The following is a 25,777-nucleotide window of genomic DNA, read 5'->3' on the forward strand; positions in this document are numbered from 1 at the left end:
TGAACTCCTGACATCTTCGATGTGAACGAAGCGCTCTACCCAATCCTCACATGCAACAAGGTGCTGTATTCCACTGCCGCTACCAGCACCCTATTGGTTGGATGTCTAGAGTTGTCAGTGGTTTGAGCCTCTCATAGTCCAAATCAGTGCGCAAGCCCACAAGCGTGCTCCGCTCCAAGAAACTGTCTGCAAATCTGACCAGCATTGCAGCGCATGTGCAGCGGTGGCCACCTCATAAAAAGGGGTGTACGGGGGGATTTTGCTGCGCAGGATACTTAGATACCAGCTCGAAAAAATCTGCCGAAAATTTCTGTTCGGTTCAGGGCCGAACTCTGTCCATAAAGAGTGATTATTTGTGCAGCCCCATTTCTGTTAGTGGCATTGTACAAGCCTCTAGCATAGTTGTGAGATAGTAGAGCTAGTTAACCGCCTGCAACTGCTTCGGTGCTGAGCTTCAAGAACGGCAGCGGCCGTTTGAACCGTCGTCCCCGCCAAGTCCAACGAGTATCCCGGTTCTGTCCGCGAGCCGATATGCTACGAAAACGCTCTTCGATCTCTAGCTTATCGAAAATGCACTCTCAGCCATAGGTTGCATGGCGACCGAAAAAATGAAAAGTAACAGAAGACTGTCTTGAAATCAGAGTAAGCCATTGGATCAGCACAACAGAAAAGTCGCTATTTGCGACATGTTCGTAACTACGAACAAGAAACACGTTCTTCCAGAAAAAATGCTAGACCTGTTGAAGTTATTGGAAGCAAAGCTAGACGCGCTCGATACTTCAATGTCGAGAGTTGGTGGAGCGCGACAATACAATATTACCGACATTGATATACAGGAAAATGAGCAGATTGCGCTGCTATACATCTGTAAGAAAGACGAGTACGACGTCGATCCGGCATTTTCAAAGTCTGTCGGCAAAGGCAAGTTCCAGACCAGAATTGTCGAAAAGGAAGCTGGTGAAGGGGGTGGAGCCGGTGCACACGTAGCTATCCATCTTGTCCCAAAACCGATTAAAGACGGCTTCAGTTATTACATTGCAATTGAGAGTTCGAAGGGTTTGGGAAGGGCGATTACACAAGATTTACTGCGTGCAGCTTTCAAAGCAATTTACGACGACGACCAGCAATCCATGAAAGCGCTAAGAACGACGGGTGGCAATAAGAAACCCGAGCCATATCGACCAATGTTCACCGTGTCAGGTATGCCGAGAGACTTTTTGGAGGACGATTTAAAGAAGGGCGTGGGTGTCGGGCTGTTCATGCAGAAATACGTAAAAGAGACGAAGATAGCTGGAAAAGTCTCACACCTGCGTTCCGAAGAACGGCTTGCTCTTCTTCCAAACCCCGACAAAAAGGTAAATTTGCCGAAGACTGTTGATGGGCTAATTCAGCTTGTCAAAGGAATTCCGGGCAGGGCCACCGCCGCAGAATATCGTTACAAACGCGATGGTAGGCCACACAAGATTGCCTTCCGTATAATGGGCGCAAACGTAACTCTAGATGAGTTCCTAGTAATGTCTATAGACGTCGGTCCCACTCAGACAAAGATGGCTGCGATGTCAAAGGACGGAAAGATAATTGAAGAGTTTGCCGCGCTGATGAAAGCTAGCCTTCTTGCAAAAATTGCCTCTCTCAACTAGGTTTCAAATGAGAACAGAGGAAGAACATTGAGCTGGTACGAAGTAACGCGATGGTATGCTTATAGACGCATAGAGCACCCCTCTATGCGGTTCTACAACTTTACGTTCCCAATCGCTTTTGCCACTGGGATGACCGCGTTCACCGCGTTGGCACCGGCAGGAATTTCTTTGACAGATGTATCCAAAGCGATGGTGAGCGCCACAGCATTGCTGCCCGGTTTTTACATCGCCTCGTTGGCGGCGGTGTCGACGTTTGCGGGCATTCACATGGATGAAACTATGCCGGACCCTGCACCGGAACTATATATCAAGACCTTGCAAACTGAAGGCTCTGAGCAACTTACAAGGCGTATGTTCCTCTGCTACCTGTTCGGCTATCTATCTGTAGCGAGCCTATTTTTGGTGTTTTTTTCCATAGCTCTTGAGATGGTCCTTCCATCCGCCCGGCAATTGGTTGTTGCCCTACTTCCAATAGACTATGTCGAGGGTTTCATCTTTGGTGCGAAGACGTGTGTGTTGTTTGCGTTGTTTGCAATGCTGGGGAGTATTTTCATTACTTCATTGCAGGGCATTTACTATCTTATGGAGAGAATTTTTCAGCCAAACTGAGATTTGACGGCCTGCCTGAGCCGAAAACAATTCGTGGTTGTGGCATGTCTGGCACCATCTCAGTGATTTGCTTGTTGTCAATGTGGCGGGCTCGTCCGTCGCGTTGGAGAGGCAATTCGGCTTACGGTTGGCAACCCACCAGTGCAAATGCAGGACATAGCTTATAGGCAATGATCTTTAGAAACTCCGAGCCTGTGCGCGATCTCGGGACATAACATCCTAGAATTATGCGATCTGATTGCTGTCTCATGCGAACTAGCACTTGTTACGAGCGAGTGCGGAGAAAGTTGGCATTAAGCCTTTGCGCCGAATGCTTAATAACGGTCACGGTAGAACCACTTATGACACCTACCGTGTTCAAAGAAGACAGATGCCAACCCGCACGGGCGAGGCTTATGCCCCGCCCTTTGCTAAGTTGTCCCGCTTCCAAAGAGGTTGTAGGTTGCTGTAGTGGCAAAGTTCGATGAGGTGTTCCAAAGACCGGGCAGCCGAGAGAGGGGTAATGTGGTCCACCTCCCATTGACCGTACCGATCCCATGTCATGCCGTCCGAGAACCGAGCCTCTATGTGCCGCTTGAGTGTGTCCTTAGAGCAGCCGACCGAGTTGGACGGCCTCGCCCGACCCATAAGCACTTGTCCTGATCGGTTCAGTACCGACCTAAACATACGGTAAGAGGGATCGGTTGCCCGACATCTCCGATCCCGCTCCACTGTTTTCTCTGCGTTGCACTGCACGCATTGGCCGTTGCTAACGTACCGCTCAGCCATGTGCCCATACCTGCACGGACGACCCGTCCAGAAACGAGAAAGGCCGCGCAAGGCGGCCTCTTTACGGGTTAGGAACGTCTGTTCCGCTGTTATGTCGAATGGCATTAGGCTACTGCCGCCACCTGTCGACCCTCTACTCGGGCAAGCAACTCAATCTGTCGTTGGCCTTTGGCGCGAACCGGCCCACTGTTGACCTCACCCGAAAGCAGCCAGTTCAGCAGTAGGTTCCGCATTCTCCGAGATGGTATGTAGAGCGTAACTCTACGCCTTGGTGTGTAGGCGCGTTCGGTACCATTTAGCCCACCCACACGTATTGCAGACCGGAATAGCCACTGCACCAGTTCGGTCAACGCATAAGCATCAGAGAACCTATGAGCCTCCTTGCTGTCGCGCTTCATGCCTAGGAAGGTCAAGAGTTGCGGGTTGGGGTATTGGTCATATAGGTATACCGCTGTTGTGCACCCAATATGGTCATTGGTCCCGCGTGTGGTGTTTGGCACGAAGCTAACGCCGCTTGTGGTCCACACTTCATCAAAGACTTCTGTGTCCTTGTTGTACATCTCTTCTTTTAGGGCGCGTCCGAACATACGCGTATGCGTTGAGAGCCTGCCTGCCTTTGGCTTTTGGCCGGTCACTGCCCCATGCCACAGGTCACGTGCGCAAGTAAGCATAACGGTGTTGAGGTTTTTGCCATGCCAAGGCCGAGGTAAGCTGCATCAAAGTCAACTTTTCGGACTGTCTGTTCCACCTCGAAGGGGTTTACGACTTCGTCGATGATCATGTTGTATCTATCAAGTAGGTGATCGACTTCGATTGTCGGTTTGCCGTGGCTGTCGAACTCAGTACATCTCACAACCCCGGTGTCTTGGGTTGCCAGAGTTCCAAGTCGGTAGAAAAGTGCGTGCGTACAAGCGATTGATTTGCCTGCCCGGATCAACTTCTCGCAGTGATCGCTTTTGTTGCTACCGTTGTTAACGGGTTGTGTAAGAATGAAATCGGAGCCTTTTCGTGCATCTTCGATGAACCGTTCCACCTCACTCAGGTAAGGCACAACCGCAATGTACTTCTCCGACTTTTTGAAGCTGCGGTTGATCTCTGTGGATTTTCCATAGCCACACGGTTTATCGGCAATAGTGATATGCGGCATATAAGCCTCCTGTGTTCGGCCCATTGGACCAGATTGGGGAATGCGCTCAGGTGGATACCGAGCAAATGGAATTGCCCCGTTGGGGCGACTGGGAGAAAATCCCGGTGAACACGCAATGGTTAAATTGGAGGGATCAATAGCCCTCTATTCAGTACCTTTGCTTACAGGTCTGCGTGATTTTATGTTTACTTACAGGTTCTTATGCACCATCTACTCCACTCGCATTGGAGCGAGGAAAGTCGAAGATGATAGTGCACCCCGATCAACGCGGACCAAGCGCAATCTGATGCTCAATTGACGGAGGGGTTTTGCTCAATTGAGGGAGGGGTGACGCCGATTAGTTCATTAGACGGAGGGCTAACCCCGGTGTGTTCATAAGAGGAAGGGCTAATGCCATCTCCAAACGCGCGCGGGACAGAAAGCCAGCCACCGGACAGCCAAAAGGCAAGGGGGCACTGTTGTCGCTTGTTAGGGGGTAGGGTGGTCAAATCTGACGCTTCGCGAGACTACGACCACCCCGCACAGTATCATGCGGATTTAGGCATGTTCGACGGCTGCCAACTTTGCCACGATGTCATCGGTCTGCAGGTGCGTGTAACGCATCAACATCCGCAAATCCCGATGCCCGCTGATCATTTGGACCTGTGCCAGCGATAACCCGCTTTCCACAAAGCGGGACACGGCCTCGTGCCGAATGTCATGAAATGTAAGGTCAACCACGCCTGCCCGTTGTCTGAGACGTTCAAAGGCTAATCGCACGGAGTTACCAGACAGGGGCAAACACCGCTCGTCACCGCGTGGCAGGTCCATCAACACGGCAACGGCATTTGGGCTGAGAGGAACAGTACGGGCGCGACCGTTTTTTGTTTGAGGCAAGAACACTGTCCGACGTTCAAGGTCGACGTTCTTCCATTGCATTGACAGCAATTCCCCACGTCGCATCCCGGTCGCTAAAGCGAGCTTAAGTAGCGGTTCCATCAGCGGAGACCGAGCTTGGTTCACGGCACCCAACAGCGCGTGCCATTCACCTTCTTGCAATCGCCTCTCGCGGCGATTTTCAATCTTGGGTCTCCGAACAGGTCTGACCGGGTTTCCTTGCGGCAGGTTCTGCCCCCAATCCTCACAGGCGACATCTAGGGCGTGCTGTAACCAACCCAGCTCCCTCACCACAGTCGCCGCCTTCATGGCTTTAATGCGCTGGTCACGATAGTGGACAAAGTCAGGGGATCGTAACTTGCTGATCTTCATACCGGCCAGCTTGCGACCCCTCCGCAGGAACCCGTCGATTGCATAGGTTTCATTGTTCGCGCACCGTTTTGCGCTGGTCACGTCGTCCCGATATTTCTGAAGTACCTCACCCAAAGTCATCTCTGGAACATTGGCACCGGTTCTTGGAGCTAGCAATCCTCTGTCGGCGCTTAACTCCGTCTCTCGCGCCCACTTTGCCGCATCAGCACGCTTTAGGAAGGTCTTGGATCGGGATTGCCCGTCCTTCCGAACAGTCGCCTGCCACTTCCCGCTAGGCCGTTTTACGATTGTTGCCATGGCCCATATCTCCTGTGTTGGAGACATCTTTTCCGTTTAAGTGCAGCGGAGGCGCAGCGGGCACAGTTTCATGCGCAGCACAGTAACAGGTGCTAATCGCTTAAGTCCTTGATGAAATGAGAAGATTGATGGTGGGTGATAAGAGATTTGAACTCCTGACATCTTCGATGTGAACGAAGCGCTCTACCACTGAGCTAATCACCCATGAGCCGGCCTATTAGCGCGAGTCTTTTTGCTGCGCAAGGCAGGGTCGATATCTTCCCAAAGACATCAGGCAAAACGCGCCCCGAAGGTTTCGGGGCGCATTGTTTGTTATCCCGGCAGACCAGGCAATCTGGCCAGTACGCCGCGGCGTCCAAAAGTCGTTCCGCGTTCGTTGCCAAAGTTCACACGTACACCCACGTTGATATAGGCCTCATTCGAGCTGCCAGAGACCAGCGGTGAAGAGATATGGGCGACACCGACTTTGCCGTAAACCTCTGCATTGTCAGCAGCGGCATACGTAGCACCAAGGGCAAACAGGTTGTAATCCAGTGCGCCGATGAAATTGTCTACGATGTCAAAACTGGCGTTTAGTTCCCAATTGTCATTCAGGTCAGTCTTGGCCGCGATACCGAAAATAGTTCCGTCGAGATCAGAGACATTGCTTAGGTCATGACGGCCCAGGTAACCTTCGATCTCGGCGGGGCCGGCATCAAATCCGGCTTCGATTCCGTAGAAGTCAAAGTCGGCTTCGTCCAGATCCTCTTGGCCATAGAATGCACCGAAAGAGGCGTTTCCGCTTGTGTGCCAGTTGCCGTGCACTGTCCAGTTTGTGGCAGTTTCACCAAAGTCCTGAAAGCGGTATGCTCCCAGGTCCAATTGCGCGCTGAATGCGCGTGAGAAAGCAAGCTCACCTGAACCGTTTAGGTTGTACACATCGCCGAGGTCGGTATCAGTGAAAGTCGAATAGCCTAAATCAATGTAGCCACCGGAAATTTCGACGGCTTGCGCAGTTCCTACACTAAATGATGCAATTAATGCGCTGCAAATAAACAGTTTATTCACGTTTCTGCTCCGTTTTTGGTTTTGTTGCTTCAGGTTCTGAATTGAGACCTGATCAGCGGGCGCAGCCTTATGGTGATTCCTCTCCAGGGTGTATCGGTTGGCCGGAAATTTCCTATCCTGTTGCCAGGTAAACACATGCGAATATACACGTGCTGGGCCTGGGCCTTCGAAGCCCCCGAAAACGAATGCCTATATCAAGTGTGCAGGTCGGTACGCATCACGCCATTCAATCACGCACGGCGTAAAATTCCGGAATTCGGAAAAAACTTCAAAACGCCGCTTGACGCTGCCCGAGCCTAGCCATAATACACCCAAACGTTCAGCGACGAACGTGCAGCGGGCGGTTGTAGCTCAGTTGGTTAGAGTACCGGCCTGTCACGCCGGGGGTCGCGGGTTCGAGCCCCGTCAACCGCGCCATCGCTGCCATCCTTGGTCCAGGTCAAAGGCCACGAAAATAGATGCGCGGTTGTAGCTCAGTTGGTTAGAGTACCGGCCTGTCACGCCGGGGGTCGCGGGTTCGAGCCCCGTCAACCGCGCCATTTTTTTCTCAATCTTCGGTTTTAGACGATCCCTGCTCGGCAAAACGACAATCGTGATGAAATTTGTCAGTAGAGATCGGCAATAAACCGATTGTTCACTATTCGTTCTAACTTTTCTGTTGGAGACTCAGTGCCGCTCGCCTATTTCTAGGACACTTTTGTTTTGGGGGCCTAGCATGGCTGAGCTGAAGAATATTGAGGTGCGCGGAGCGCGCGAGCATAACCTCAAAGGTATCGACGTAGATATCCCACGGGACCAGTTGGTGGTTATCACCGGGCTGTCCGGGTCGGGTAAGTCGTCCCTTGCGTTTGATACCATTTATGCCGAGGGTCAGCGTCGCTATGTCGAAAGCCTGTCGGCCTATGCGCGCCAGTTCCTGGATATGATGGAAAAGCCCGATGTAGATCATATCAGCGGATTGTCCCCGGCAATTTCGATCGAACAAAAGACGACTTCTAAGAACCCACGTTCGACCGTAGGAACCGTGACTGAGATTTACGACTATCTTCGACTGCTTTTTGCACGTGCGGGAACCCCTTACAGCCCGGCCACAGGGTTGCCAATCGAAGCCCAGCAGGTTCAGGACATGGTGGACCGCATCATGGCCATGGAGGAGGGCACACGTGGCTATCTGCTGGCCCCGATCGTTCGCGACCGCAAAGGGGAATACAAGAAAGAATTCCTGGAGCTCCGTAAACAGGGTTTCCAACGCGTAAAGGTGGATGGAGAGTTCTATGAATTGGACGAACCGCCCACGCTGGACAAAAAGTTCCGCCATGACATTGACGTGGTCGTGGATCGTCTGGTTGTGCGTGAGGGTATGGAAACCCGGCTGGCGGATAGCCTGCGAACGGCGTTAGACTTGGCAGATGGGATCGCCATCCTTGAGACCGCGCCACGCGAAGGCGACCCCGAACGGATAACGTTCAGCGAAAACTTTGCCTGCCCGGTAAGCGGCTTTACGATCCCTGAAATTGAACCGCGCCTCTTTTCCTTCAACGCTCCGTTCGGCGCTTGCCCGGATTGCGACGGGTTAGGGGTGGAACTGTTTTTTGATGAACGCCTCGTCGTTCCCGACCAGACACTTAAGCTGTATGACGGTGCCTTAGCGCCGTGGCGCAAGGGGAAGTCCCCGTATTTTCTGCAAACGATCGAAGCGATTGCCCGGCACTACGAATTCGACAAGAACACTGCGTGGAAAGATCTGCCTGAAAAGGTCCAGCAGGTATTCCTGCGTGGTTCAGGCGACGAAGAGATACAGTTCCGCTATGACGAAGGTGGCCGCGTTTATCAGGTAACGCGCAACTTTGAAGGCGTGATCCCAAATATGGAACGGCGCTATCGTGAGACAGATAGCGCCTGGATTCGCGAAGAATTCGAACGCTATCAAAACAATCGCCCTTGCGGGGCGTGCCATGGGTTCCGGTTGCGGCCCGAAGCGCTTGCGGTAAAGATCGCTGGGCTGCATGTAGGCGAAGTTGTTCAAATGTCGATCAAAGACGCTCTGCACTGGGTTGAACAGGCTCCGAACCATCTTAGCACCCAGAAGAATGAGATCGCGCGTGCCATTCTCAAGGAAATTCGCGAGCGTTTGGGATTTTTGAATAATGTTGGTTTGGAATATCTTACACTGTCTCGTTCAAGCGGGACGCTTTCGGGTGGTGAAAGCCAGCGAATTCGCTTGGCCAGCCAAATCGGCTCAGGTTTGACTGGCGTTCTGTATGTGTTGGACGAACCCTCGATAGGTCTGCACCAGCGCGACAATGACCGGCTGCTTGGAACGCTGAAGAACCTTCGCGATCAGGGCAACACGGTGATTGTGGTCGAGCACGACGAAGAAGCTATCCGCGAGGCCGATTACGTTTTTGATATTGGCCCCGGCGCTGGTGTGCATGGCGGACAAGTGGTGAGCAAAGGAACACCAAGTGAAATCGCAGCGGATGCGGCGTCGATGACCGGTCAGTATCTGTCGGGTACCAGAGAAATCTCGGTACCGGCGGATCGCCGAAAAGGTAACAAAAAGAAAGTCAAAGTCGTCAAAGCTACGGGCAACAACCTCAAGAACGTTTCGGCCGAATTCCCGCTTGGGAAATTCGTGTGCGTGACCGGGGTTTCCGGTGGTGGAAAATCAACTTTGACCATCGAAACGCTGTTCAAAACGGCCTCTATGCGTCTGAACGGCGCGCGGCAAACTCCGGCCCCGTGTGAAACCATCAAGGGGTTAGAGCATCTGGACAAAGTTATTGATATTGACCAACGCCCAATCGGGCGGACACCGCGTTCAAATCCAGCAACTTATACCGGTGCCTTCACCCCAATCCGGGATTGGTTTGCGGGATTGCCCGAAGCGAAAGCACGTGGCTACAAACCCGGTCGTTTCAGCTTTAACGTCAAGGGTGGCCGGTGTGAGGCGTGCCAGGGTGATGGCGTCATCAAGATCGAAATGCACTTTTTACCGGACGTCTATGTGACCTGTGAAACGTGCAAAGGCGCGCGGTACAACCGTGAAACGCTTGAGATCAAATTCAAGGGTAAGTCCATCGCCGATGTCCTTGATATGACAGTGGAAGATGCACAAGAGTTCTTCAAGGCTGTGCCATCGATCCGGGATAAAATGGATGCACTGGCGCGCGTCGGTTTGGGTTACATCAAGGTGGGCCAGCAAGCCACGACTTTGTCGGGTGGCGAGGCACAGCGGGTCAAGCTGTCCAAGGAATTGTCCAAACGTTCGACGGGTCGGACATTGTACATCCTTGATGAGCCAACCACAGGATTACATTTCGAAGACGTCCGTAAGCTGTTGGAAGTTCTGCATGAACTTGTTGATCAGGGAAACACCGTCGTCGTGATCGAGCATAACCTGGACGTGGTTAAAACGGCTGACCACATCATTGATATTGGTCCCGAAGGTGGTGATGGCGGCGGTGAAATCGTTGCGACTGGCACCCCGGAAGAGGTTGCTCTGGTCGAGCGCAGTCATACTGGGCGCTACCTCAAGCAAATGCTTAATCCTGAACAGGTTGCGGCAGAATAAGTTCTGCCGCAGCTGTTGTTTCTTAGCCTAGTAGTGGGCGTATCTGAGCATGTGCCAATGAAGCAATAACGGCGGGAAAAACAGAAAAACAAAGCCGAAATAGTAGTAGGCAAAGAACATCAGCGGCAGCCAGAGTAGAACACCGATCAGGCCGACAAAACCCGAGATACGGGTTGCGATGTCAGGGGTTACAACCCTGTTCAAGCCGGCATGAAGCAGACGCCCTCCATCCAGCGGCATCAATGGCAACATGTTAAATACGGTTAGCCACAAGTTCAGTTCGGCTGCCACGGCCAATACCCATCCAAGCTGGGGCGAGGCAACCATCGGCTCCAACAGTGAACAAATTGCCCACAGGGAAAGGTTTACGATGGGGCCCATCGCAACAATCAGTTCGTCCTCATAGGATGAAGTTGATCGGGCATGTTCGCAAAACCCGCCGCCGCCCCAAAGGACCACGCGTTTGACGGGAATACCCTGAACAAGGCAGCCCCAAGCATGACCCAATTCGTGCAGAAGGATTGAGGCAAGTAAAATGGCCACAAATCCAAGCGCGTAGGGCAGGCTGTCTGGATCAAAGTTAAACCCAACAACGATCAGAACCAGGAAAATCAGGCTTTGACTAAACTGTATCGGAACATTCCACGGGCCGCGGAACTCAAATATCGTGGCTTCGCTGTTCATATTCAATCCTCGTAATAACGAGAATCGTGGTGACGCTAAATTGCGTCAAAAGTTAGGAGCTACCGCCATAGTTGCGTAAACGCGGTTCAATCCAACAAATTCTGTGGCTCGTTGGCCGCAGGTCTGCGTTTCTCAATAAAGGATATCAGCGACGGCACCGATCAGGTTCAGCACTTTCCGCGTCTCTGGATCAACGCGATAGACGTAATCGCCCGCGCGAATATAGCTGCCGCCCCGTTGCAGCCCATAGCGATAGGGGTCATTGATCCAACGGTAATCGCGGTTGATGAAGTCCCCATTTCGGTAGAGTTTCTTCGCCTGACCAGGAGGGACACAGGGAGCGTTTTTCTTGGCAAGGCCCGGCGGACAGTGTCCGGCTTTGCCTTTTACCAGTTGAGGATCGACACGGAACACTTTGTCACTGTGTTTGCTATGCCCTTTTCCATTACCTGCAATCCCTGCTGCAGGGCTAAGGGTCAGAGCCAATATGGACAGTGCGATAGGCAGCGCGCGCGACATGATGTTTTCCGAATACAACGATATGGTTTCATCATTACATGCGCACGCGGTGCTTTTGGGTCAACCCTATGGGCGACAACACGCCGAGCGCTGTGTCAACTTCGCCCACGCTTTTCAAAGCGCGGCAACATCGCCGAGAAATCCTTGCCCAGACCATCTTCTTCCTCGACAAACCGGGCGTAGAGTTCGGTTGCCGATTGACCCATGGGTGTATCTGCATCCGAGCTTTCGGCAGCTTGTTGGCTAAGACGCAGGTCTTTCAGCATAAGTTCTGCAGCAAAACCGGGTTGATATTCATTATCTGCAGGGCTGGCAGGACCAACGCCCGGGGCAGGGCAATAGGCGTTCATCGTCCAGCTATACCCCGAAGACGTGCTGACGACATCGAACATCTTTTGTCGGTCCAGCCCAAGCTTGTCAGCCAGCGCGAACGCTTCGCACGTCGCGATCATGGTGACACCCAAAATCATGTTGTTGCAGATCTTTGCGGCTTGCCCCGCGCCGGATACTCCGCAATGCACCGCTTTCTGACCCATGATGTCAAACAGCGGGGCGGCCTTGGCAAAGGCTTCGTCGCTCCCTCCGGCCATAAAGGTCAGCGTACCGGCCGCGGCGCCGCCAATACCGCCCGACACCGGAGCGTCCATGGCTTGCACGCCAACCGCGCTAGCCTGATCCGCAACTGCACGTGCGCTGTCCACATCCACCGTAGAACAGTCTACCCAAACAGAGCCGGAATCCATGGCAGGCAGGATCTCGTCCGCGACCGAGCGAAGGATTGGGCCGTTGGGCAGCATGGTTATGACAATGTCCGCTCCGGCAACGGCTTCGGCCCCGGACGATGCCATACTGACACCCGGGACATTAACATCTGCCATATCAAAACCGGTCACCTCGTGTCCGGCTTTGGCCAGATTGGCGGCCATTGGGTTTCCCATATTCCCGAGGCCGATAAACCCGATTTTCATTTCAATCCTCCTCGAATGTCAGGGTGTCCTTACCCAATGGCTGTAGCATTTTTGAAACGTCTACAGCCGGCACTGGTTGATCTTTGTACCGCCATTGCGGGTTGCGATCTTTGTCGATGATCTGGGCTCTGATGCCTTCCAGAAAATCACCATGTTCCATCGCGCGAAATGTAAACCGGTATTCCAGTTCAAGCGCTTTTCTGATGCTCAGGTTGGTGGAACGCAGCCGATGGAGTATCTCAATCGTGCATGCCATCGAAAGCGGCGCACTACGGTTCATAAGCTTTAAGGCATTCGCGGCGATCTCTTTGTCGGAATGGCGTAAGGTGTTTAGAACGTCCTGCAAGGTTTCGCCGTCAAAACACGCGTCTATATCGGTTTGAATGCTTGCCAAGGCACTGTCCTGCGGCGTTTCCGCATGGCTGGCCAAATGCTCAGGATCACCCGAAGCCTCAAGCATTTCGATTAGGTTAGGCCAATTCGCCTGTGGTATGTAGTGATCGGCAAACCCGGCGAAGATCGCGTCACTTGCGTTCATCCGATAACCGGTTGTTCCTAGGTATTCTCCGATCCGGCCGGGTGCGAGCGACAGCATCAAGGTGCTTCCGACATCAGGAACCAGCCCAATTCCACATTCAGGAAGGGCGATCTGACTGCTTTCGCCGACAACGCGATGGCTTCCGTGGCACCCGATACCTACGCCTCCGCCCATAGTGAAGCCTTGCAAAAAGCTCACGATTGGTTTGGGGTATTCGAAGATCAGGGCATTCAGTCGATACTCGTCGCGCCAGAACGTGCGGCCATAGCTGAAGTCACCTTGTGTGCCTGTGTCATACAATTCGGCGATATCGCCACCAGCGCAAAACGCCTTTTCACCTTCGGCGTCCAGAATGATCAGGTCAATTGAATCGTCTTCGCGCCAGTTACGCAGCGTGGCATCAATAGCCATGCACATATCGTAACTGAGAGCGTTCAGAGCTGACGGGCGAGTGAGGGTGATGCGCCCAGCGCGGCCCGTGGTTCGAATGTCGATATCTGCCATCTGATCCTCAGCGGTTGGCGATCATTTGCCGGGATACGATCACGCGCATGATCTCGTTCGTGCCCTCAAGGATCTGATGAACCCGCAGGTCGCGGACCAGTTTTTCGATGCCATAGTCGGCAAGGTATCCGTAGCCGCCATGCAACTGAAGACATTGGTCGACGACTTTGGAACCGGTTTCGGTGACGAACTTCTTGGCCATGGCACAGAACTTTGTTGCGTCCGGAGCATCCTGATCCAGTTTCCATGCCGCCTGTCGCAAAAAGGTGCGCGCAGCCTGCAACTCGATCTCCATATCGGCCAGACGGAACTGCAAAGCCTGAAACTGGTCGATCGATTGACCAAAGGCGCGGCGTTCCGACATGTATTGCAACGTCATATTCAAACCAGCCTGCGCCGCACCAAGCGAGCATGACGCGATATTCAAGCGTCCACCATCAAGGCCCATCATGGCGTATTTGAACCCGTCGCCTTCGATGCCGACAAGGTTTTCGGCCGGGATGGTACAATCATCGAATTGCACCTGCGCCGTGGGTTGGCTTTTCCAACCCATCTTCTGCTCAAGCGCGCCAAAGCTTAGACCTGGGGTGCCGTCTTCGACGTAAACGGTCGAAATTCCCTTTGGGCCGTCTTGTCCAGTTCGAACCATGCAGACATAGGCGTCGGAATAGCCACCGCCAGAGATAAACGCCTTACTGCCGTTCAGCGTGTAGCCGAGGTTTGTGCGGTCCGCGCGTGTTTTCAATGCCGCCGCGTCCGAGCCCGACCCAGGTTCCGTCAGGCAGTAGCTAAGCACAGTGTTCAAGCTGAGCACGTCGGGCATAACGCGGGCTTTGAGGTCGTCTCCGGCAAAGCTGTCCAGCATTTTGGCGCACATGTTGTGAATGGACAGAAAGGCAGCAACAGACGGACAGGCCATCGACAACGCCTCAAAAACCATCGTTGCATCAAGTCGGGACAAGCCCGAGCCGCCGTTGGTCTCGGGTACATACAAGCCACCGAACCCAAGTTCGCCCACGCGCGGCCATAGATCTTTGGGGATTGTGCCGTCTTCTTCCCATTGGCGGGCAAACGGGGCGATGTGTTCTTGCCCAAAGTCGTATGCCATGTCGAAGATCGCTGTCTGCTCTTCGGTCAGGGCGAAATCCATATCTTGCCTCCCACGTCGCCGGTCGAATTGAACGAGTGTTTATTTCTTAATCCTTACAGAAATTTTGCACGGTCAGCAATTGCCACAGCGCGAGAGTCCGCGGTTTAGGATCTGTCTTCACAAGTCGTGGTGGAACTCATCTATCAGATGCCGGACGACCGCTCTGCCGGGGTCTTCTCCGCGCGCTGCGGCTTCGGCGTAAACGCGGCGTTGGCGCGTTGCCGAGGTTCCGTTTTGCGCAATCTGCTGAAGCCGGGCCAGCTCGGTCATTGTGCCCAGCGCCTCGGTATCTTCAGCCAGCATACCCATCAATTCACCAATGAGTTCGGGCATGGGTTTGATGGATCGATCTCCAAAGTCGATCATGCCTTCGCCAACACCGTATCTTTGGGCCCGCCACCGGTTTTCGCCGATCAAAAACTGATCGTAGTGGCGCCACCGCAAATTTCGGTCTTTCAAGCGCATCAGCATGCGCGTCAGTGCCTGCACCATGGCTGCAAGGGACAGGGCGTGTTCCAATCGGGGCTGTACGTCCATGATCCGGGTTTCCAAGGTCGGAAAGCGATGCGAAGGGCGCAGATCCCACCAGATTTTGGACGTGTCTTCTATGACGCCTAGCTCGACCAGAATACCTGTGGTGCGTTCATAATCGCCCCAACTGGCATGTACTGGCGGCAACCCTGTGCGCGGCAGGTTGTCAAAAACGGTCAGCCGATAGGATGAAAGGCCAGTATCTTCGCCGTTCCAATAGGGGGACGATGTGGACAGAGCCAAAAGATGGGGCAGGAAATAGGATAATTGCGGCATCAAATCTGCGCGCAGGGCAGGGTCCTCGATGCCGATATGGACATGCATACCGCAAATCAGCATGCGCCGCGCGACACCGCCCAAAGCATGATGCAATGCATCGTAGCGGTCTTTCCGCGTATGGTGCTGTTTTTTCCAATCCGCGAACGGGTGACAGGATACGGCGATGGGCGCCAGGTTGTATTCGGCGGCACGCTGGGCCACGCAGCTGCGCAAACGTTTCAGGTCTTCCCGCGCTGAGCCGATTGTCGGATGGGGGCGGGTGCCCACTTCGATCTGGCATTGCAGGAATTCGGGGCTGACCTGACCCTGAAAATCGTTTTGACACGCTTCCATCAAAGCCGCGGGTGCCTCGGCCAGTTCAAGCGTATCGCGATCGACCAGAAGATACTCTTCTTCGATGCCCAGCGTGTATTCCTGCTGCATGGCGACCCTCGCTGCTGTATTCCGAACAGTGAATACGGAATTCAACTTCTTGCCAAGTGTTTAGCTTGCGAACCCCCCAGCCACAGCGATATGCAGCATGCAGGTATCTGTCAAAACCCGGAGTCCGCGCGTGAAACCCAGGAAATTCCCAAAGATCAACGCCGCATTGGACGAGTTGGGTGTAAAGCTTGTCGACAAAGTCGTCGAAAACGATGAGCGCGCCCGGCTGGAGGCATTCGAAAAAGCAGGTGGATTGACCAAACCAGCATATGCGTTGTCACCGGGGATGGAGGCGTTTGATATTGCCCCGCTGGTTTCGGAATATGCCGAACACGCCGATGCTTTGGCCGCGCTAAAGGATCCGGAACGGAACCAAACTGGGTACCGAACGGAAAACGGATACTACGACAGCCCTGACGCTGACGCGCTATATCTCATGATCCGGCGGTTTCAGCCCAAAAGAGTGATCGAGGTCGGCTGTGGAAACTCGACCCGCGTCACACGGCAAGCGATTATTGACGGCGGGCTGGACACAAAGATCACGGCAATTGATCCGTATCCGCGCGCAGATATCGCCCATGTCGTGGATCAATTCGAGCAAAAGCGGTTGGAAGAGGTTGATCCCACAGTGTTCGACCAGCTTCAGGCTGGGGACGTTCTCTTTATCGACTCCAGCCATGTTGTCCGCATGAGCAATGATGTCGCGCATCTGTTCTGCCGCATCATTCCTACCCTGAAGCCGGGGGTGGTGATCCACGTGCACGATGTTTTTTTACCGTATGAATACCCGAAACGTTTTTTCTATGACTGCCCTGGCTGGGGTGAGCAATACATGCTGCATGCGCTTTTGCAATCTGGCGCGTTTTCAATGCTTTGGCCCGGATACTACCTGCAGCAGGACCGCCCCGATGCAGTCGATGCGCTACCATTCTTAAGGGACGGCAGGGCACAGAGTATCTGGTTGCAGATCAAAGAAAATTGATATCAATGTGATCCGGTGCGACGATAGGTCCGTAACCCTTTTCATAACAAGCTGGAGAGGAGTTACAGCCATGTTCCGTCGCACACTCATGGGCGCCGCCGCCGCACTTGCACTGACACTGCCCGTCAAAGCACAAGCTGCCGACATCGTCGATACAGCCGTATCTGCAGGGTCGTTCAACACTCTGGTTGCCGCAGTGCAGGCCGCAGGTCTGGTCGAAACCCTGAAGGGTGATGGCCCGTTCACAGTTTTTGCCCCGACTGATGAGGCATTCGCGGCTCTGCCTGAAGGTACAGTTGAAACCCTGCTTCTGCCGGAAAACAAAGATCAGCTGGTCGAGATCCTTACCTATCACGTTGTGCCTGCGAAGGTGATGTCCGGTGACATCGCTGGTAAACGCGCCAAGGTTCTGACGGTTCAGGGCGACCGCCTGAGCGTCAACGCCAAGCGCGGCGTCAAGGTGAACGATGCCGAAGTTGTGCAGGCCGATATTGAGACAAGCAACGGTGTGATCCACGTCGTCGACTCGGTAATCTTGCCGGAATAAGATTGATATTAACAAAAAAGCCCCGGTCCTTGCGGCCGGGGCTTTTTTGTCAGACCAGACGGACTTGGGTTCCGATCTGGACCAGAGGATACAATTCCTCGACGTGCTGATTATAAAGTCCGATGCACCCGGACGAGCTTTGCCGTCCAATCTTGCGCGTATCGTGGGTGCCATGCACCAGATAAGCAGGCCATCCCAGATACATCGCGCGTGTACCCAGCGGGTTACCCGGGTCGCCGCCTTCCATCCGGATCGGCAGGGACGGATCACGCTCACGCATGGACGCGGTGGGGGTCCAGCTTGGGTGCTCGCGCTTGCGGACAACTTCGGTATATCCACGCTTGGTCAACTCTTCGCTCATCGGAACAGAACTGGGGTACAGTTTGTACGTCCCGTCGGGCCCCCAGTAGTGCACGGCGCGGCTTGTGATATCTGCCAGCAGGCAACCGGCACCTAACTCATCAAAATGATCCTGCCAGTTCTGCTGAGAAAAGGACGACACGTTACGACGCACCGGAAGTTGCGTGCTGATCGCATCTTCGGATTGCGGGAAAGCATCAGTACTTTGCGCGCGGACAAGCGCAGGCGTCGCCAAAAAGGATGCTGCCCCCAATAAGGCAGAGCGACGGGTGATACGAGGATTAGACAATTTCGCCTCCGGATCAGAAACTGCTCGAGCTTAATTTAGCCTAAAAATATTGGGAAAGACCCGCTTTTTAAAGATGTTGCAGTCTGAATTTATCGTGAGGCTCACAAAAACGTGGGTTTTGGCAGGTCGCCGCCGAAAAAACCGGCCCACAGGGGCCGGTTTCTGGTGTCGAAAAGACTTAGTCCATGGCTTTGAAGTTGAACTCGCCGCCCTCCTTGATGCCTGATGGCCACCGGGCCGTCACGGTTTTGGTGCGGGTGTAAAACTTGAAGCTGTCTGGTCCGTGCTGGTTTAAGTCGCCGAACATAGATTTCTTCCAGCCGCCAAAGGTGTGGTAGGCCAGCGGAACCGGGATCGGCACGTTAATACCGACCATCCCAATGTTAATGCGGCTGGCAAAGTCACGGGCTGTGTCACCGTCGCGGGTGAAAATAGCGGTGCCGTTTCCGTATTCGTGGTCCATCGCCAGTTTCAGCGCTTCTTCGTAAGAACCTGCGCGGACTGTCGACAGAACCGGGCCAAAAATCTCTTGCTTGTAGATGTCCATGTCCGGGGTGACATGATCAAAGAGGTGAGGCCCGACAAAGAAGCCGTCCTCATAGCCCTGCAAGCTGAAGTCCCGATTGTCTACGACCAGCTTGGCACCTTGTTCGACGCCAGAATTGATCAGACCAAGGATACGCTCTTTGGCAGCACCGGTTACAACCGGACCCATGTCGACGTCATCGCCAGCAGTATAAGGGCCAACTTTTAGCTTTTCGATACGGGGTACCAGCTTTTCGATCAGCGCGTCGGCAGTCTCTTCTCCGACTGGGACAGCGACGGAAACAGCCATGCAGCGTTCACCTGCGGCCCCAAAGCCCGCACCAACCAATGCGTCCGCGGCCTGATCCATATCTGCGTCGGGCATGACGATCATATGGTTTTTGGCACCGCCGAAACACTGTGCGCGTTTGCCATTCGCTGTGGCGCGGGAATAGATGTATTGCGCAATCGGGGTCGAGCCTACAAAGGACACGCCCTGAATGACTTCGCTATCCAACAACGTATCGACGGCCTCTTTGTCGCCATTTACGACTTGGAACACGCCTTTTGGAAGGCCCGCTTCGATGAACAGTTCGGCCAGCATCAATGGAACAGAAGGATCACGCTCGGACGGTTTCAGAACCACTGCGTTACCGCAGGCAAGCGCCGGACCCACGTGCCACAGCGGCATCATGGCCGGGAAGTTAAAGGGCATGATCGACGCCACAACGCCCAGCGGTTGACGCATCGAGTACATGTCGATGCCGGGGCCAGCGCTATCGGTGTATTCGCCTTTCAGCATCTGCGGTGCGCCAATGCAGTATTCGATGACTTCCAGCCCGCGTTGAAGATCACCCTTGGCATCGGGGATTGTTTTGCCGTGCTCGCGGCTTAGTGCTTCGGCCAATTTGTCCATGTCGCGATTCATCAGGTGAACCATCGCCATCATGACACGCGCGCGTCTTTGCGGGTTGGTCGCACCCCATTCTGGTTGCGCTGCAGCAGCGCTTTCAATCGCGGCTGTCGTCTCGGCAGCGCTGGCCATCGGGCATTTATACTGCACTTCGCCTGTGGCCGGGTTGAATACATCGTCAAAACGGCCGGATGTGCCAGCGACGTTCTCACCGTTGATGAAGTGGGACAGTTCGGTCATTGCGAATTCCTCCGATAATTTTGAGCGCAGAATAGGCTTGCATAAATCCTGTGAACAGAGGCAATGTCCCAAAGATGTTTTGCAAAAATGCAAAGGTTGATACGTGACTCCTAACTGGGATGACATGAGGGTTTTTCTGGCCGTCGCCCGCGAAGAAAGCCTTTCGGCGGCGGGGCGTCAGCTAAAGATTGATCCGGCCACTGTTGGGCGAAGGATCGCGCGGCTTGAGGCGTCGCTGGATACATCCTTGTTCACGAAATCGCAGCTCGGTTATGTCCTCACATCGGCTGGTGAGCGGTTATTGGACCACGGCATTAAGGCCGAAGAGGCGATGCGTTCGGCTGCAGGGGCTGTGGCAGGTTCTTCAAAGACCCTGAGCGGCCAGATTAGGATCGGTGCGCCAGATGGGTGTGCCAATTACCTGTTGCCGCAGGTTTGCGAAAAAATCTGCGATGCGAATCCCGATCTGGATATTCAAATTCTGGCGCTCCCACGCGTGATTAACCTGTCTCGTCGCGAGGCTGACATGGCCGTGACAGTCAGCGCGCCAACGGCAGGTAGGCTGGTGGTGCAGAAAATCACTGACTACAAATTGCACCTTGTCGCCAGCAAAGACTATTTGGCGAACCGCACTGGCATAGCAAAACCAAACGATCTGAACGGTCACAGGATGATCGGCTATATCCCAGACATGATTTTTGACCGGGAACTCGACTACCTTGTGGATATCGGAGTTGACCGTGTCGCGCTTGCATCGAATTCGGTGTCTGTGCAATTGCGTCAGGTTTCGCTAGGATCAGGTATTTGCATGGCTCATGATTTCACGCTGCCTTTTCACCCAAGTCTGAAAAAAATCCTGACAGAACAGGTGAGTTTGACGCGCAGCTTTCACCTGGTTCGACATCAGGGTGATCAGCGAAATGAACGGCTGAATCGTTTTGCACAGGCCTTAACCATTGGTATTCGGGAAGAAGTTGAGCGGCTTGAAGCCGAAGCTTCACCTTGACACATTCAAACATTCCGGCAACGCTTTGTAAAACAGACAGTTATTTCGGAGGTTACGTATATGCTTGTTCAGGCCATTCTGAAATCCAAGGCCACCGAAGGGGTTGAAACGGTCAACCCGGATATGACTGTGTCCGACGCGTCCAAAATTCTTGCGGAAAAGCGGATCGGTACGGTCGTGGTGTCCGAAGATGGCGGCGAAACAGCATCCGGCATTCTATCGGAACGTGATATCGTACGCGAATTGGCTGCCAGTGGCAGCGGATGCCTTAGCCAGCCTGTCAGCGCATATATGACCCGTGATCTGGTTACAGCGACCCGGCAAGACTCGGTCCAGGACGTTCTGAGCCGAATGACAGAGGGTCGTTTTCGCCATATGCCGATTGTCGAAGAGGGTAAATTGATCGGAATCGTTACACTGGGCGATGTCGTCAAAGCGCAGTTGTCTGAATTGGCGATGGAAAAAGAAGCGCTCGAAACAATGATTATGGGTCACTAATTCCAGGTGGCGACGCACCCGTCTATTGAACCTGCCGCAGAGTTGTGTTTGCTTGCGCAGAAATTTTGTTGCGCAGGAGGTCGCGATGAGGGTTGGATTATATCCCGGAACTTTTGATCCAATCACCTTGGGTCATATCGACATCATACGACGTGCGGCTGCCTTGGTGGATAAGCTCGTGATCGGGGTCGCCATCAACCGGGATAAGGGACCTCTGTTCACCTTGGAAGAACGCGTCGCGATGATCGAGGCCGAGTGCGCCCATCTGACAAAACAGACGGGAACCGAGATTGTTGCCCATCCTTTCGAAAACCTGCTGATCGACTGCGCCCGCGATGTTGGGGCGCAAATCATCGTGCGTGGCCTGCGGGCTGTGGCCGATTTCGAGTATGAGTTTCAGATGGTTGGGATGAACCGCGCGCTGGACGACTCGATCGAAACCGTTTTCCTTATGGCAGAGGCACGGCATCAGGCGATTGCGTCAAAGCTGGTTAAAGAGATCGCGCGTTTGAACGGAGACGTGTCGAAGTTCGTCACGCCCAGCGTCAACACAGCTTTGCGCGAGAGGCTAGGTTAGGGCACCCATTTTCGCAGCGGTATCCAGCATACGGTTCGAGAATCCCCACTCATTGTCGTACCAGGCAAGAACGCGCACCAACGTGCCGTCTGTCACCTTCGTTTCGGGCAACGACACGGTTGAACTGTGGGCGTCGTGGTTGAAGTCGACCGAGATCAACGGGCGGTTTTCTGCCGCCAAGACACCCGGAATCTTTGCGGCGGCCTCAATGAATAGGGCGTTAACCTCTTCCTCCGTGGTCGGGCGGGATACTTCTGCCACCAAATCAACAACCGAGACATTGGGCGTCGGAACACGAATTGCCTGACCTGTGAGTTTTCCAGCGAGTTTCGGTAAAACCAAGCCAACCGCTGATGCAGCGCCTGTTGTCGTTGGGATCATCGACAAGGCGGCCGCACGGGACAGATACGGATCTTTTCCCGCAGTGTCGTGGACGGGTTGGCTGGCGGTGTAGGCGTGGATCGTTGTCATATTGCCATGAACGATTCCCAAGCCACTGTCCAAAGCTGCCGCGACAGGCGACAAGCAGTTCGTAGTGCAAGAGGCATTCGAAACAACTGTGTCCTCAGCGGTCAGTTCGTTATCGTTCACCCCAAAGACGACAGTTTTCACAGCACCATCACCACGCGCTGGCGCGGAGATAAGAACCTTTTTTGCACCGTTTTCAAAATGGCGAGTCGCAGCTTCGCGTGTTCTGAAAACGCCGGTGCATTCCAAAACGACATCGACGTCGGACCAATCCAGTTTCTCAGGATCGCGTTCGCTGGTCAGCCGGATCGGACCTGCGCCGACATCCAGACCCGCATCTGTCAGTGTAACGGGTTTGGAGTATCTTCCGTGAACACTGTCAAATTCGAACAGATGAGCGTTCATCTCGGGTTTTGCCAGGTCATTGATGGCGACGATTTCTACATCTGTTCGACCGGTCTCTGTCAGGGCGCGCAGCACTCCGCGGCCAATACGTCCAAATCCGTTAATCGCCAGCTTCAATGTCATGGTCTTCTCCGTGCGGGTAGTGGCCAAAATCTGGTTAGCGCTAACAAAGCGGGATTGCTGAAAAAGTCAAGAAAAACCTATGTCAGCGCCAGAACGCGAGCCAGTCCAAAAACGCGTAAAGCTTTTTACCTAAAAAGATAAAATGCTCGGTGCCGAAAATGGCAAAATCCAGAATAAAGCCACCAAGAATCAGAAGGCCCAGCCAGATAGCTATTTGATTGGTCATGGTGGTCCCGAATAAAAACGCCCGCTCAGATAACCTGAGCGGGCGAATAGGTTCAAGAATTCGGTGGGGTCTTAGTTAAGGCGACCCATTGCAACCGCGACATCGGCCATACGCACCGAGAATGCCCACTCGTTGTCGTACCAGGCCAGAACGCGGACCATGCGGTCATTCACAACGCGGGTTTGGTCAGGTGCGAAGATCGAGCTTTCTTCGGTGTGGTTGAAGTCTGTGGAAACAAGCGGTGCAGGCTCATAGCCAAGAACACGCTGCATTGGACCTTGTGAAGCGTCGCGAACGATGGCGTTCACTTCGTCAACAGTCACATCGCGCCCCGCGCGGAAAGTCAGGTCGACTGCCGACACGTTCGGGGTAGGCACCCGGATGGCCGAGCCGTCCAAGCGTCCCTTGAGGTTTGGAAGGACTTCACCCAGTGCCTTTGCTGCACCGGTGGACGTCGGAATCATCGACATGGCAGCGGCGCGCGCGCGGTACAGGTCGCTATGGCGACGGTCCAGTGTCGGCTGGTCGCCGGTATAGGCGTGGATCGTTGTCATGATGCCGTGTTCGATGCCGATACCTTCGTCCAGCACCTTAGCAAGCGGAGCAAGGCAGTTCGTCGTGCACGACCCGTTAGATACCATACGATCATCTGCCGACAGGCTGTTGTGGTTGACGCCATAGACGATCGTTTTGTCGACGTTTTTACCCGGAGCGGACAGCAACACTTTGTGCGCACCACGTTCCAAGTGTGTTTTGGCTTTCAGACCATCGTTGAATTTGCCCGTACATTCCAGAACGACGTCGCAGCCTTCCCAGTCCAGCTCGTTCATGTCATAGGTCGAAAACATCTGCATCGGCCCGCGACCCAGATCCATTGTGTTGCCTTCGATGGACACGTCACGCGGAAAGCGACCGTGAATGCTGTCGTATTTCAACAGATGAGCTGTTGTCTCGAGCGGGCCGGTTGCGTTGACCTTGATCACTTCGATGTCGTTACGGGCAGAAGCCGCGATATGCGACAGCGTGCAGCGGCCGATACGGCCAAAACCATTGATGCCGACCTTGATGGTCATCTGACGTCTCCAAAATGCGCTTGCTCTTAGGGCCATATAGCGGCCCTCAAGCATTCCCAAAAGCCCAAAAGTGACATATTTTTAACGTGTTAGCGCAAACCTCTGCCGATTGCGCTAACGCTTGCGCTAGCTGTCCGATCAGGTAGGGTCACGCGTGCGACAGGTGGATAGAAAGGAATTGCCATGAGCGGTCTTTTGGCGCTGTTGGATGATGTTGCCGGGATTGCAAAAGTTGCTGCAGCCTCAGTGGATGACGTAGTAGCTGCGGCTGGCAAGGCAGGGGCAAAGACGGCCGGCGTGATCATCGACGACGCGGCTGTGACGCCAAAATACGTTCAGGGTTTCGCACCAGCGCGCGAGCTTCCAATAATCTGGCGCATTGCGCGCGGGTCGATCTTTAACAAGATCATTCTATTGCTGCCGGTCGCTTTGCTGCTGGCCAATTTTGCACCGTGGCTGATTACTCCGCTTTTGATGTTAGGGGGGTCATATTTGTGTTTTGAAGGGGCCGAAAAGATCTTCCATGTGCTGTTTCCTCACGGAAGCCACGTCATCGACGAGGACATGAAAATCCGAGACCCCGGCCACCTGGAGGAGCAGAAGGTCAAAGGCGCCATCAAAACAGATTTCATCCTGTCGGCCGAAATCATGACGATCGCACTTGCCGCCATTGAAGCGCCGAACTTTTGGATGCAGGCGGCGACGCTGGCGGTTGTTGGTATTGGAGTAACGGTGGCGGTCTATGGCTCGGTTGCGTTGATCGTCAAGATGGACGACGTGGGCCTGTTTCTTGCCAAAAACGCACTCACGCCGATTGGCCGCGGGACAGGACGAGGTCTGGTCAAGGCGATGCCAATCGTAATGAAGGTACTGTCAATTGTTGGGACTGCGGCAATGCTCTGGGTCGGTGGATCGATCATTATCCACGGGCTTGAAGTGCTGGGTTTTGGTTGGTTGGGCCACCACGTCCACGATTGGGCGCATGCGATAGGGCTGGCGGTTTCGGCACAGTACAGCGCTGCGGTGGAGTGGATAGCCAAGGCCACAATGGATGGTGTGTTTGGTCTGGCGTGGGGTTTGGTTCTGATCCCGGTGGCGACCAAACTGCTTAAACCGCATTGACCACATTGTGTGACCGCGCCGCCAAGTTGAGCGGCGCGGCGTGATACTTAGAACGCGTTGGGATTGCCGGATACGACGACGCCGGCACCGTCAACTTTGCCGTCCTTGAACAATGTGACTGCGGCCCCTTCGATCTTAAGGTCCCAACAGTTTTCCGGGTCGGTGCCATATTGGAAACACATACCGCTATCCGTCGCCTTCCACTTTCCGGTGTAGCCGTCGCCTTTGATGGTACCATCCGCAGCGTAGTATTCCGTGAATGCCCCTGAAAGCATCCCACCCTGATAGGTATGGTCACTCATGGCGTTTTGGATTTCATCCTTGGATGCAAAGTCACCGGCAAAAGCTGAAGTTGCGGTAGCGAGCGTGACGGCGCAAAGCGCAGCGCGGAGTTTCATGGCTCAATTCCCTGTGTTTATTCCAACTTCCTGCAGTTAAGTTGAATTGACCATAGGGACAGGGCAGGGTGGCTCACGTCCTGTCACCGTTCTGTGACA

25 protein-coding genes and 3 tRNA genes are annotated in these 25,777 nt (G+C 54.0%); 11 read left to right on the plus strand and 17 right to left on the minus strand.

All coding sequences use genetic code 11. The features are described from left to right. Positions 1–686 precede the first annotated feature (686 nt). Both ACR0DG_RS00160 and ACR0DG_RS00165 read left to right on the plus strand, forming a co-directional pair. Positions 687–1,640 carry a hypothetical protein gene (locus ACR0DG_RS00160; RefSeq protein WP_480707008.1) on the plus strand — a complete coding sequence of 318 codons (954 nt, stop codon included), beginning with the start codon at positions 687–689 and terminating at the stop codon, positions 1,638–1,640. Positions 1,641–1,769: 129 nt separating this feature from the next. Continuing rightward, the gene (locus ACR0DG_RS00165; protein ID WP_480707010.1) at positions 1,770–2,249 is read left to right on the plus strand and encodes a hypothetical protein; all 480 of its coding nucleotides are present in this window, start codon (positions 1,770–1,772) and stop codon (positions 2,247–2,249) included. Positions 2,250–3,121: 872 nt separating this feature from the next. On the opposite strand, the gene ACR0DG_RS00170 is transcribed toward ACR0DG_RS00165, so the two are convergent. The 5 genes from ACR0DG_RS00170 to ACR0DG_RS00190 form a co-directional block, all read right to left on the minus strand. Beyond that, entirely contained in the window at positions 3,122–3,604 is a 483-nt protein-coding gene (locus tag ACR0DG_RS00170) for a hypothetical protein (RefSeq protein WP_480693373.1), read from the minus strand. A 44-nt stretch (positions 3,605–3,648) separates the two neighbouring features. Continuing rightward, positions 3,649–4,164, minus strand: coding sequence for a hypothetical protein (locus ACR0DG_RS00175; protein ID WP_480693374.1), 516 nt, complete (start codon positions 4,162–4,164; stop codon positions 3,649–3,651). 537 nt (positions 4,165–4,701) lie between these two features. Next, complete coding sequence (locus ACR0DG_RS00180) at positions 4,702–5,709, minus strand: tyrosine-type recombinase/integrase (RefSeq protein ID WP_480693375.1); 1,008 nt, start codon at positions 5,707–5,709, stop codon at positions 4,702–4,704. Between the two features lie 129 nt (positions 5,710–5,838). Continuing rightward, positions 5,839–5,913 (minus strand) — tRNA-Val (locus ACR0DG_RS00185). A gap of 108 nt (positions 5,914–6,021) precedes the next feature. Continuing rightward, positions 6,022–6,756 carry a hypothetical protein gene (locus ACR0DG_RS00190; protein WP_480693376.1) on the minus strand — a complete coding sequence of 245 codons (735 nt, stop codon included), beginning with the start codon at positions 6,754–6,756 and terminating at the stop codon, positions 6,022–6,024. A gap of 340 nt (positions 6,757–7,096) precedes the next feature. Here ACR0DG_RS00190 and ACR0DG_RS00195 point away from each other — a divergent pair. The 3 genes from ACR0DG_RS00195 to uvrA all read left to right on the plus strand — a co-directional run bounded on the left by ACR0DG_RS00195 (position 7,097) and on the right by uvrA (position 10,330). Beyond that, positions 7,097–7,173, plus strand: a tRNA-Asp gene (locus ACR0DG_RS00195). A 45-nt stretch (positions 7,174–7,218) separates the two neighbouring features. After that, positions 7,219–7,295: transfer RNA gene (locus tag ACR0DG_RS00200), tRNA-Asp, on the plus strand. A gap of 176 nt (positions 7,296–7,471) precedes the next feature. Further along, positions 7,472–10,330 carry an excinuclease ABC subunit UvrA gene (gene uvrA, locus ACR0DG_RS00205; RefSeq protein WP_480693377.1) on the plus strand — a complete coding sequence of 953 codons (2,859 nt, stop codon included), beginning with the start codon at positions 7,472–7,474 and terminating at the stop codon, positions 10,328–10,330. Positions 10,331–10,357: 27 nt separating this feature from the next. Here the strand turns inward: uvrA and ACR0DG_RS00210 are convergent, their stop codons facing one another. From ACR0DG_RS00210 to ACR0DG_RS00235, 6 genes are all read right to left on the minus strand, one after another. Further along, on the minus strand, positions 10,358–11,014 hold the full coding sequence (locus ACR0DG_RS00210; protein WP_480693378.1) for a site-2 protease family protein: 657 nt from the start codon (positions 11,012–11,014) through the stop codon (positions 10,358–10,360). Positions 11,015–11,146: 132 nt separating this feature from the next. After that, entirely contained in the window at positions 11,147–11,533 is a 387-nt protein-coding gene (locus ACR0DG_RS00215; RefSeq protein WP_480693379.1) for a hypothetical protein, read from the minus strand. A gap of 95 nt (positions 11,534–11,628) precedes the next feature. Then, positions 11,629–12,501 carry a 3-hydroxyisobutyrate dehydrogenase gene (gene mmsB / locus ACR0DG_RS00220; protein WP_480693380.1) on the minus strand — a complete coding sequence of 291 codons (873 nt, stop codon included), beginning with the start codon at positions 12,499–12,501 and terminating at the stop codon, positions 11,629–11,631. 1 nt (position 12,502) lies between these two features. After that, positions 12,503–13,543: an enoyl-CoA hydratase/isomerase family protein gene (locus ACR0DG_RS00225; protein ID WP_480693381.1), complete on the minus strand. Its 1,041-nt coding sequence runs from the start codon at positions 13,541–13,543 to the stop codon at positions 12,503–12,505. Positions 13,544–13,550: 7 nt separating this feature from the next. After that, positions 13,551–14,693: an acyl-CoA dehydrogenase family protein gene (locus tag ACR0DG_RS00230; protein WP_480693382.1), complete on the minus strand. Its 1,143-nt coding sequence runs from the start codon at positions 14,691–14,693 to the stop codon at positions 13,551–13,553. A 117-nt stretch (positions 14,694–14,810) separates the two neighbouring features. Next, the gene (locus tag ACR0DG_RS00235) at positions 14,811–15,926 is read right to left on the minus strand and encodes a carboxylate-amine ligase (protein ID WP_480693383.1); all 1,116 of its coding nucleotides are present in this window, start codon (positions 15,924–15,926) and stop codon (positions 14,811–14,813) included. Positions 15,927–16,056: 130 nt separating this feature from the next. On the opposite strand from ACR0DG_RS00235, the gene ACR0DG_RS00240 reads away from it, so the two are divergent. Both ACR0DG_RS00240 and ACR0DG_RS00245 read left to right on the plus strand, forming a co-directional pair. Continuing rightward, positions 16,057–16,908: a class I SAM-dependent methyltransferase gene (locus ACR0DG_RS00240; RefSeq protein ID WP_480693384.1), complete on the plus strand. Its 852-nt coding sequence runs from the start codon at positions 16,057–16,059 to the stop codon at positions 16,906–16,908. A 70-nt stretch (positions 16,909–16,978) separates the two neighbouring features. Then, positions 16,979–17,455, plus strand: a complete 477-nt coding sequence (locus ACR0DG_RS00245) for a fasciclin domain-containing protein (protein WP_480693385.1) — start codon at positions 16,979–16,981, stop codon at positions 17,453–17,455. 49 nt (positions 17,456–17,504) lie between these two features. On the opposite strand, the gene ACR0DG_RS00250 is transcribed toward ACR0DG_RS00245, so the two are convergent. Together ACR0DG_RS00250 and ACR0DG_RS00255 are read right to left on the minus strand one after the other, a co-directional pair. Then, entirely contained in the window at positions 17,505–18,104 is a 600-nt protein-coding gene (locus ACR0DG_RS00250; RefSeq protein ID WP_480693386.1) for a L,D-transpeptidase, read from the minus strand. A gap of 178 nt (positions 18,105–18,282) precedes the next feature. Next, complete coding sequence (locus ACR0DG_RS00255; protein WP_480693387.1) at positions 18,283–19,782, minus strand: CoA-acylating methylmalonate-semialdehyde dehydrogenase; 1,500 nt, start codon at positions 19,780–19,782, stop codon at positions 18,283–18,285. Positions 19,783–19,885: 103 nt separating this feature from the next. Between ACR0DG_RS00255 and ACR0DG_RS00260 the strand changes: the two genes are divergently transcribed. The 3 genes from ACR0DG_RS00260 to coaD all read left to right on the plus strand — a co-directional run bounded on the left by ACR0DG_RS00260 (position 19,886) and on the right by coaD (position 21,863). After that, on the plus strand, positions 19,886–20,788 hold the full coding sequence (locus ACR0DG_RS00260) for a LysR family transcriptional regulator (protein ID WP_480693388.1): 903 nt from the start codon (positions 19,886–19,888) through the stop codon (positions 20,786–20,788). A gap of 60 nt (positions 20,789–20,848) precedes the next feature. After that, positions 20,849–21,286 carry a CBS domain-containing protein gene (locus ACR0DG_RS00265; protein ID WP_480693389.1) on the plus strand — a complete coding sequence of 146 codons (438 nt, stop codon included), beginning with the start codon at positions 20,849–20,851 and terminating at the stop codon, positions 21,284–21,286. Positions 21,287–21,371: 85 nt separating this feature from the next. Continuing rightward, complete coding sequence (gene coaD / locus ACR0DG_RS00270; protein ID WP_480693390.1) at positions 21,372–21,863, plus strand: pantetheine-phosphate adenylyltransferase; 492 nt, start codon at positions 21,372–21,374, stop codon at positions 21,861–21,863. Here the strand turns inward: coaD and gap (ACR0DG_RS00275) are convergent. The 3 genes from gap (ACR0DG_RS00275) to gap (ACR0DG_RS00285) all read right to left on the minus strand — a co-directional run bounded on the left by gap (ACR0DG_RS00275) (position 21,855) and on the right by gap (ACR0DG_RS00285) (position 24,158). Further along, positions 21,855–22,859 (minus strand): type I glyceraldehyde-3-phosphate dehydrogenase, encoded by a 1,005-nt coding sequence (gene gap, locus ACR0DG_RS00275; RefSeq protein ID WP_480693391.1) that lies wholly within the window; start codon positions 22,857–22,859, stop codon positions 21,855–21,857. The genes coaD and gap (ACR0DG_RS00275) overlap by 9 nt on opposite strands. A gap of 82 nt (positions 22,860–22,941) precedes the next feature. Then, the gene (locus ACR0DG_RS00280) at positions 22,942–23,085 is read right to left on the minus strand and encodes a hypothetical protein (protein ID WP_480693392.1); all 144 of its coding nucleotides are present in this window, start codon (positions 23,083–23,085) and stop codon (positions 22,942–22,944) included. Positions 23,086–23,156: 71 nt separating this feature from the next. Next, the gene (gap, locus tag ACR0DG_RS00285) at positions 23,157–24,158 is read right to left on the minus strand and encodes a type I glyceraldehyde-3-phosphate dehydrogenase (RefSeq protein ID WP_480693393.1); all 1,002 of its coding nucleotides are present in this window, start codon (positions 24,156–24,158) and stop codon (positions 23,157–23,159) included. Positions 24,159–24,341: 183 nt separating this feature from the next. On the opposite strand from gap (ACR0DG_RS00285), the gene ACR0DG_RS00290 reads away from it, so the two are divergent. Then, positions 24,342–25,280 carry a DUF808 domain-containing protein gene (locus tag ACR0DG_RS00290; RefSeq protein ID WP_480693394.1) on the plus strand — a complete coding sequence of 313 codons (939 nt, stop codon included), beginning with the start codon at positions 24,342–24,344 and terminating at the stop codon, positions 25,278–25,280. A 47-nt stretch (positions 25,281–25,327) separates the two neighbouring features. Here the strand turns inward: ACR0DG_RS00290 and ACR0DG_RS00295 are convergent, their stop codons facing one another. Continuing rightward, entirely contained in the window at positions 25,328–25,678 is a 351-nt protein-coding gene (locus ACR0DG_RS00295; RefSeq protein ID WP_480693395.1) for a hypothetical protein, read from the minus strand. Positions 25,679–25,777: the final 99 nt, after the last annotated feature.

Source organism: Ruegeria sp. BG8, from assembly GCF_056538325.1.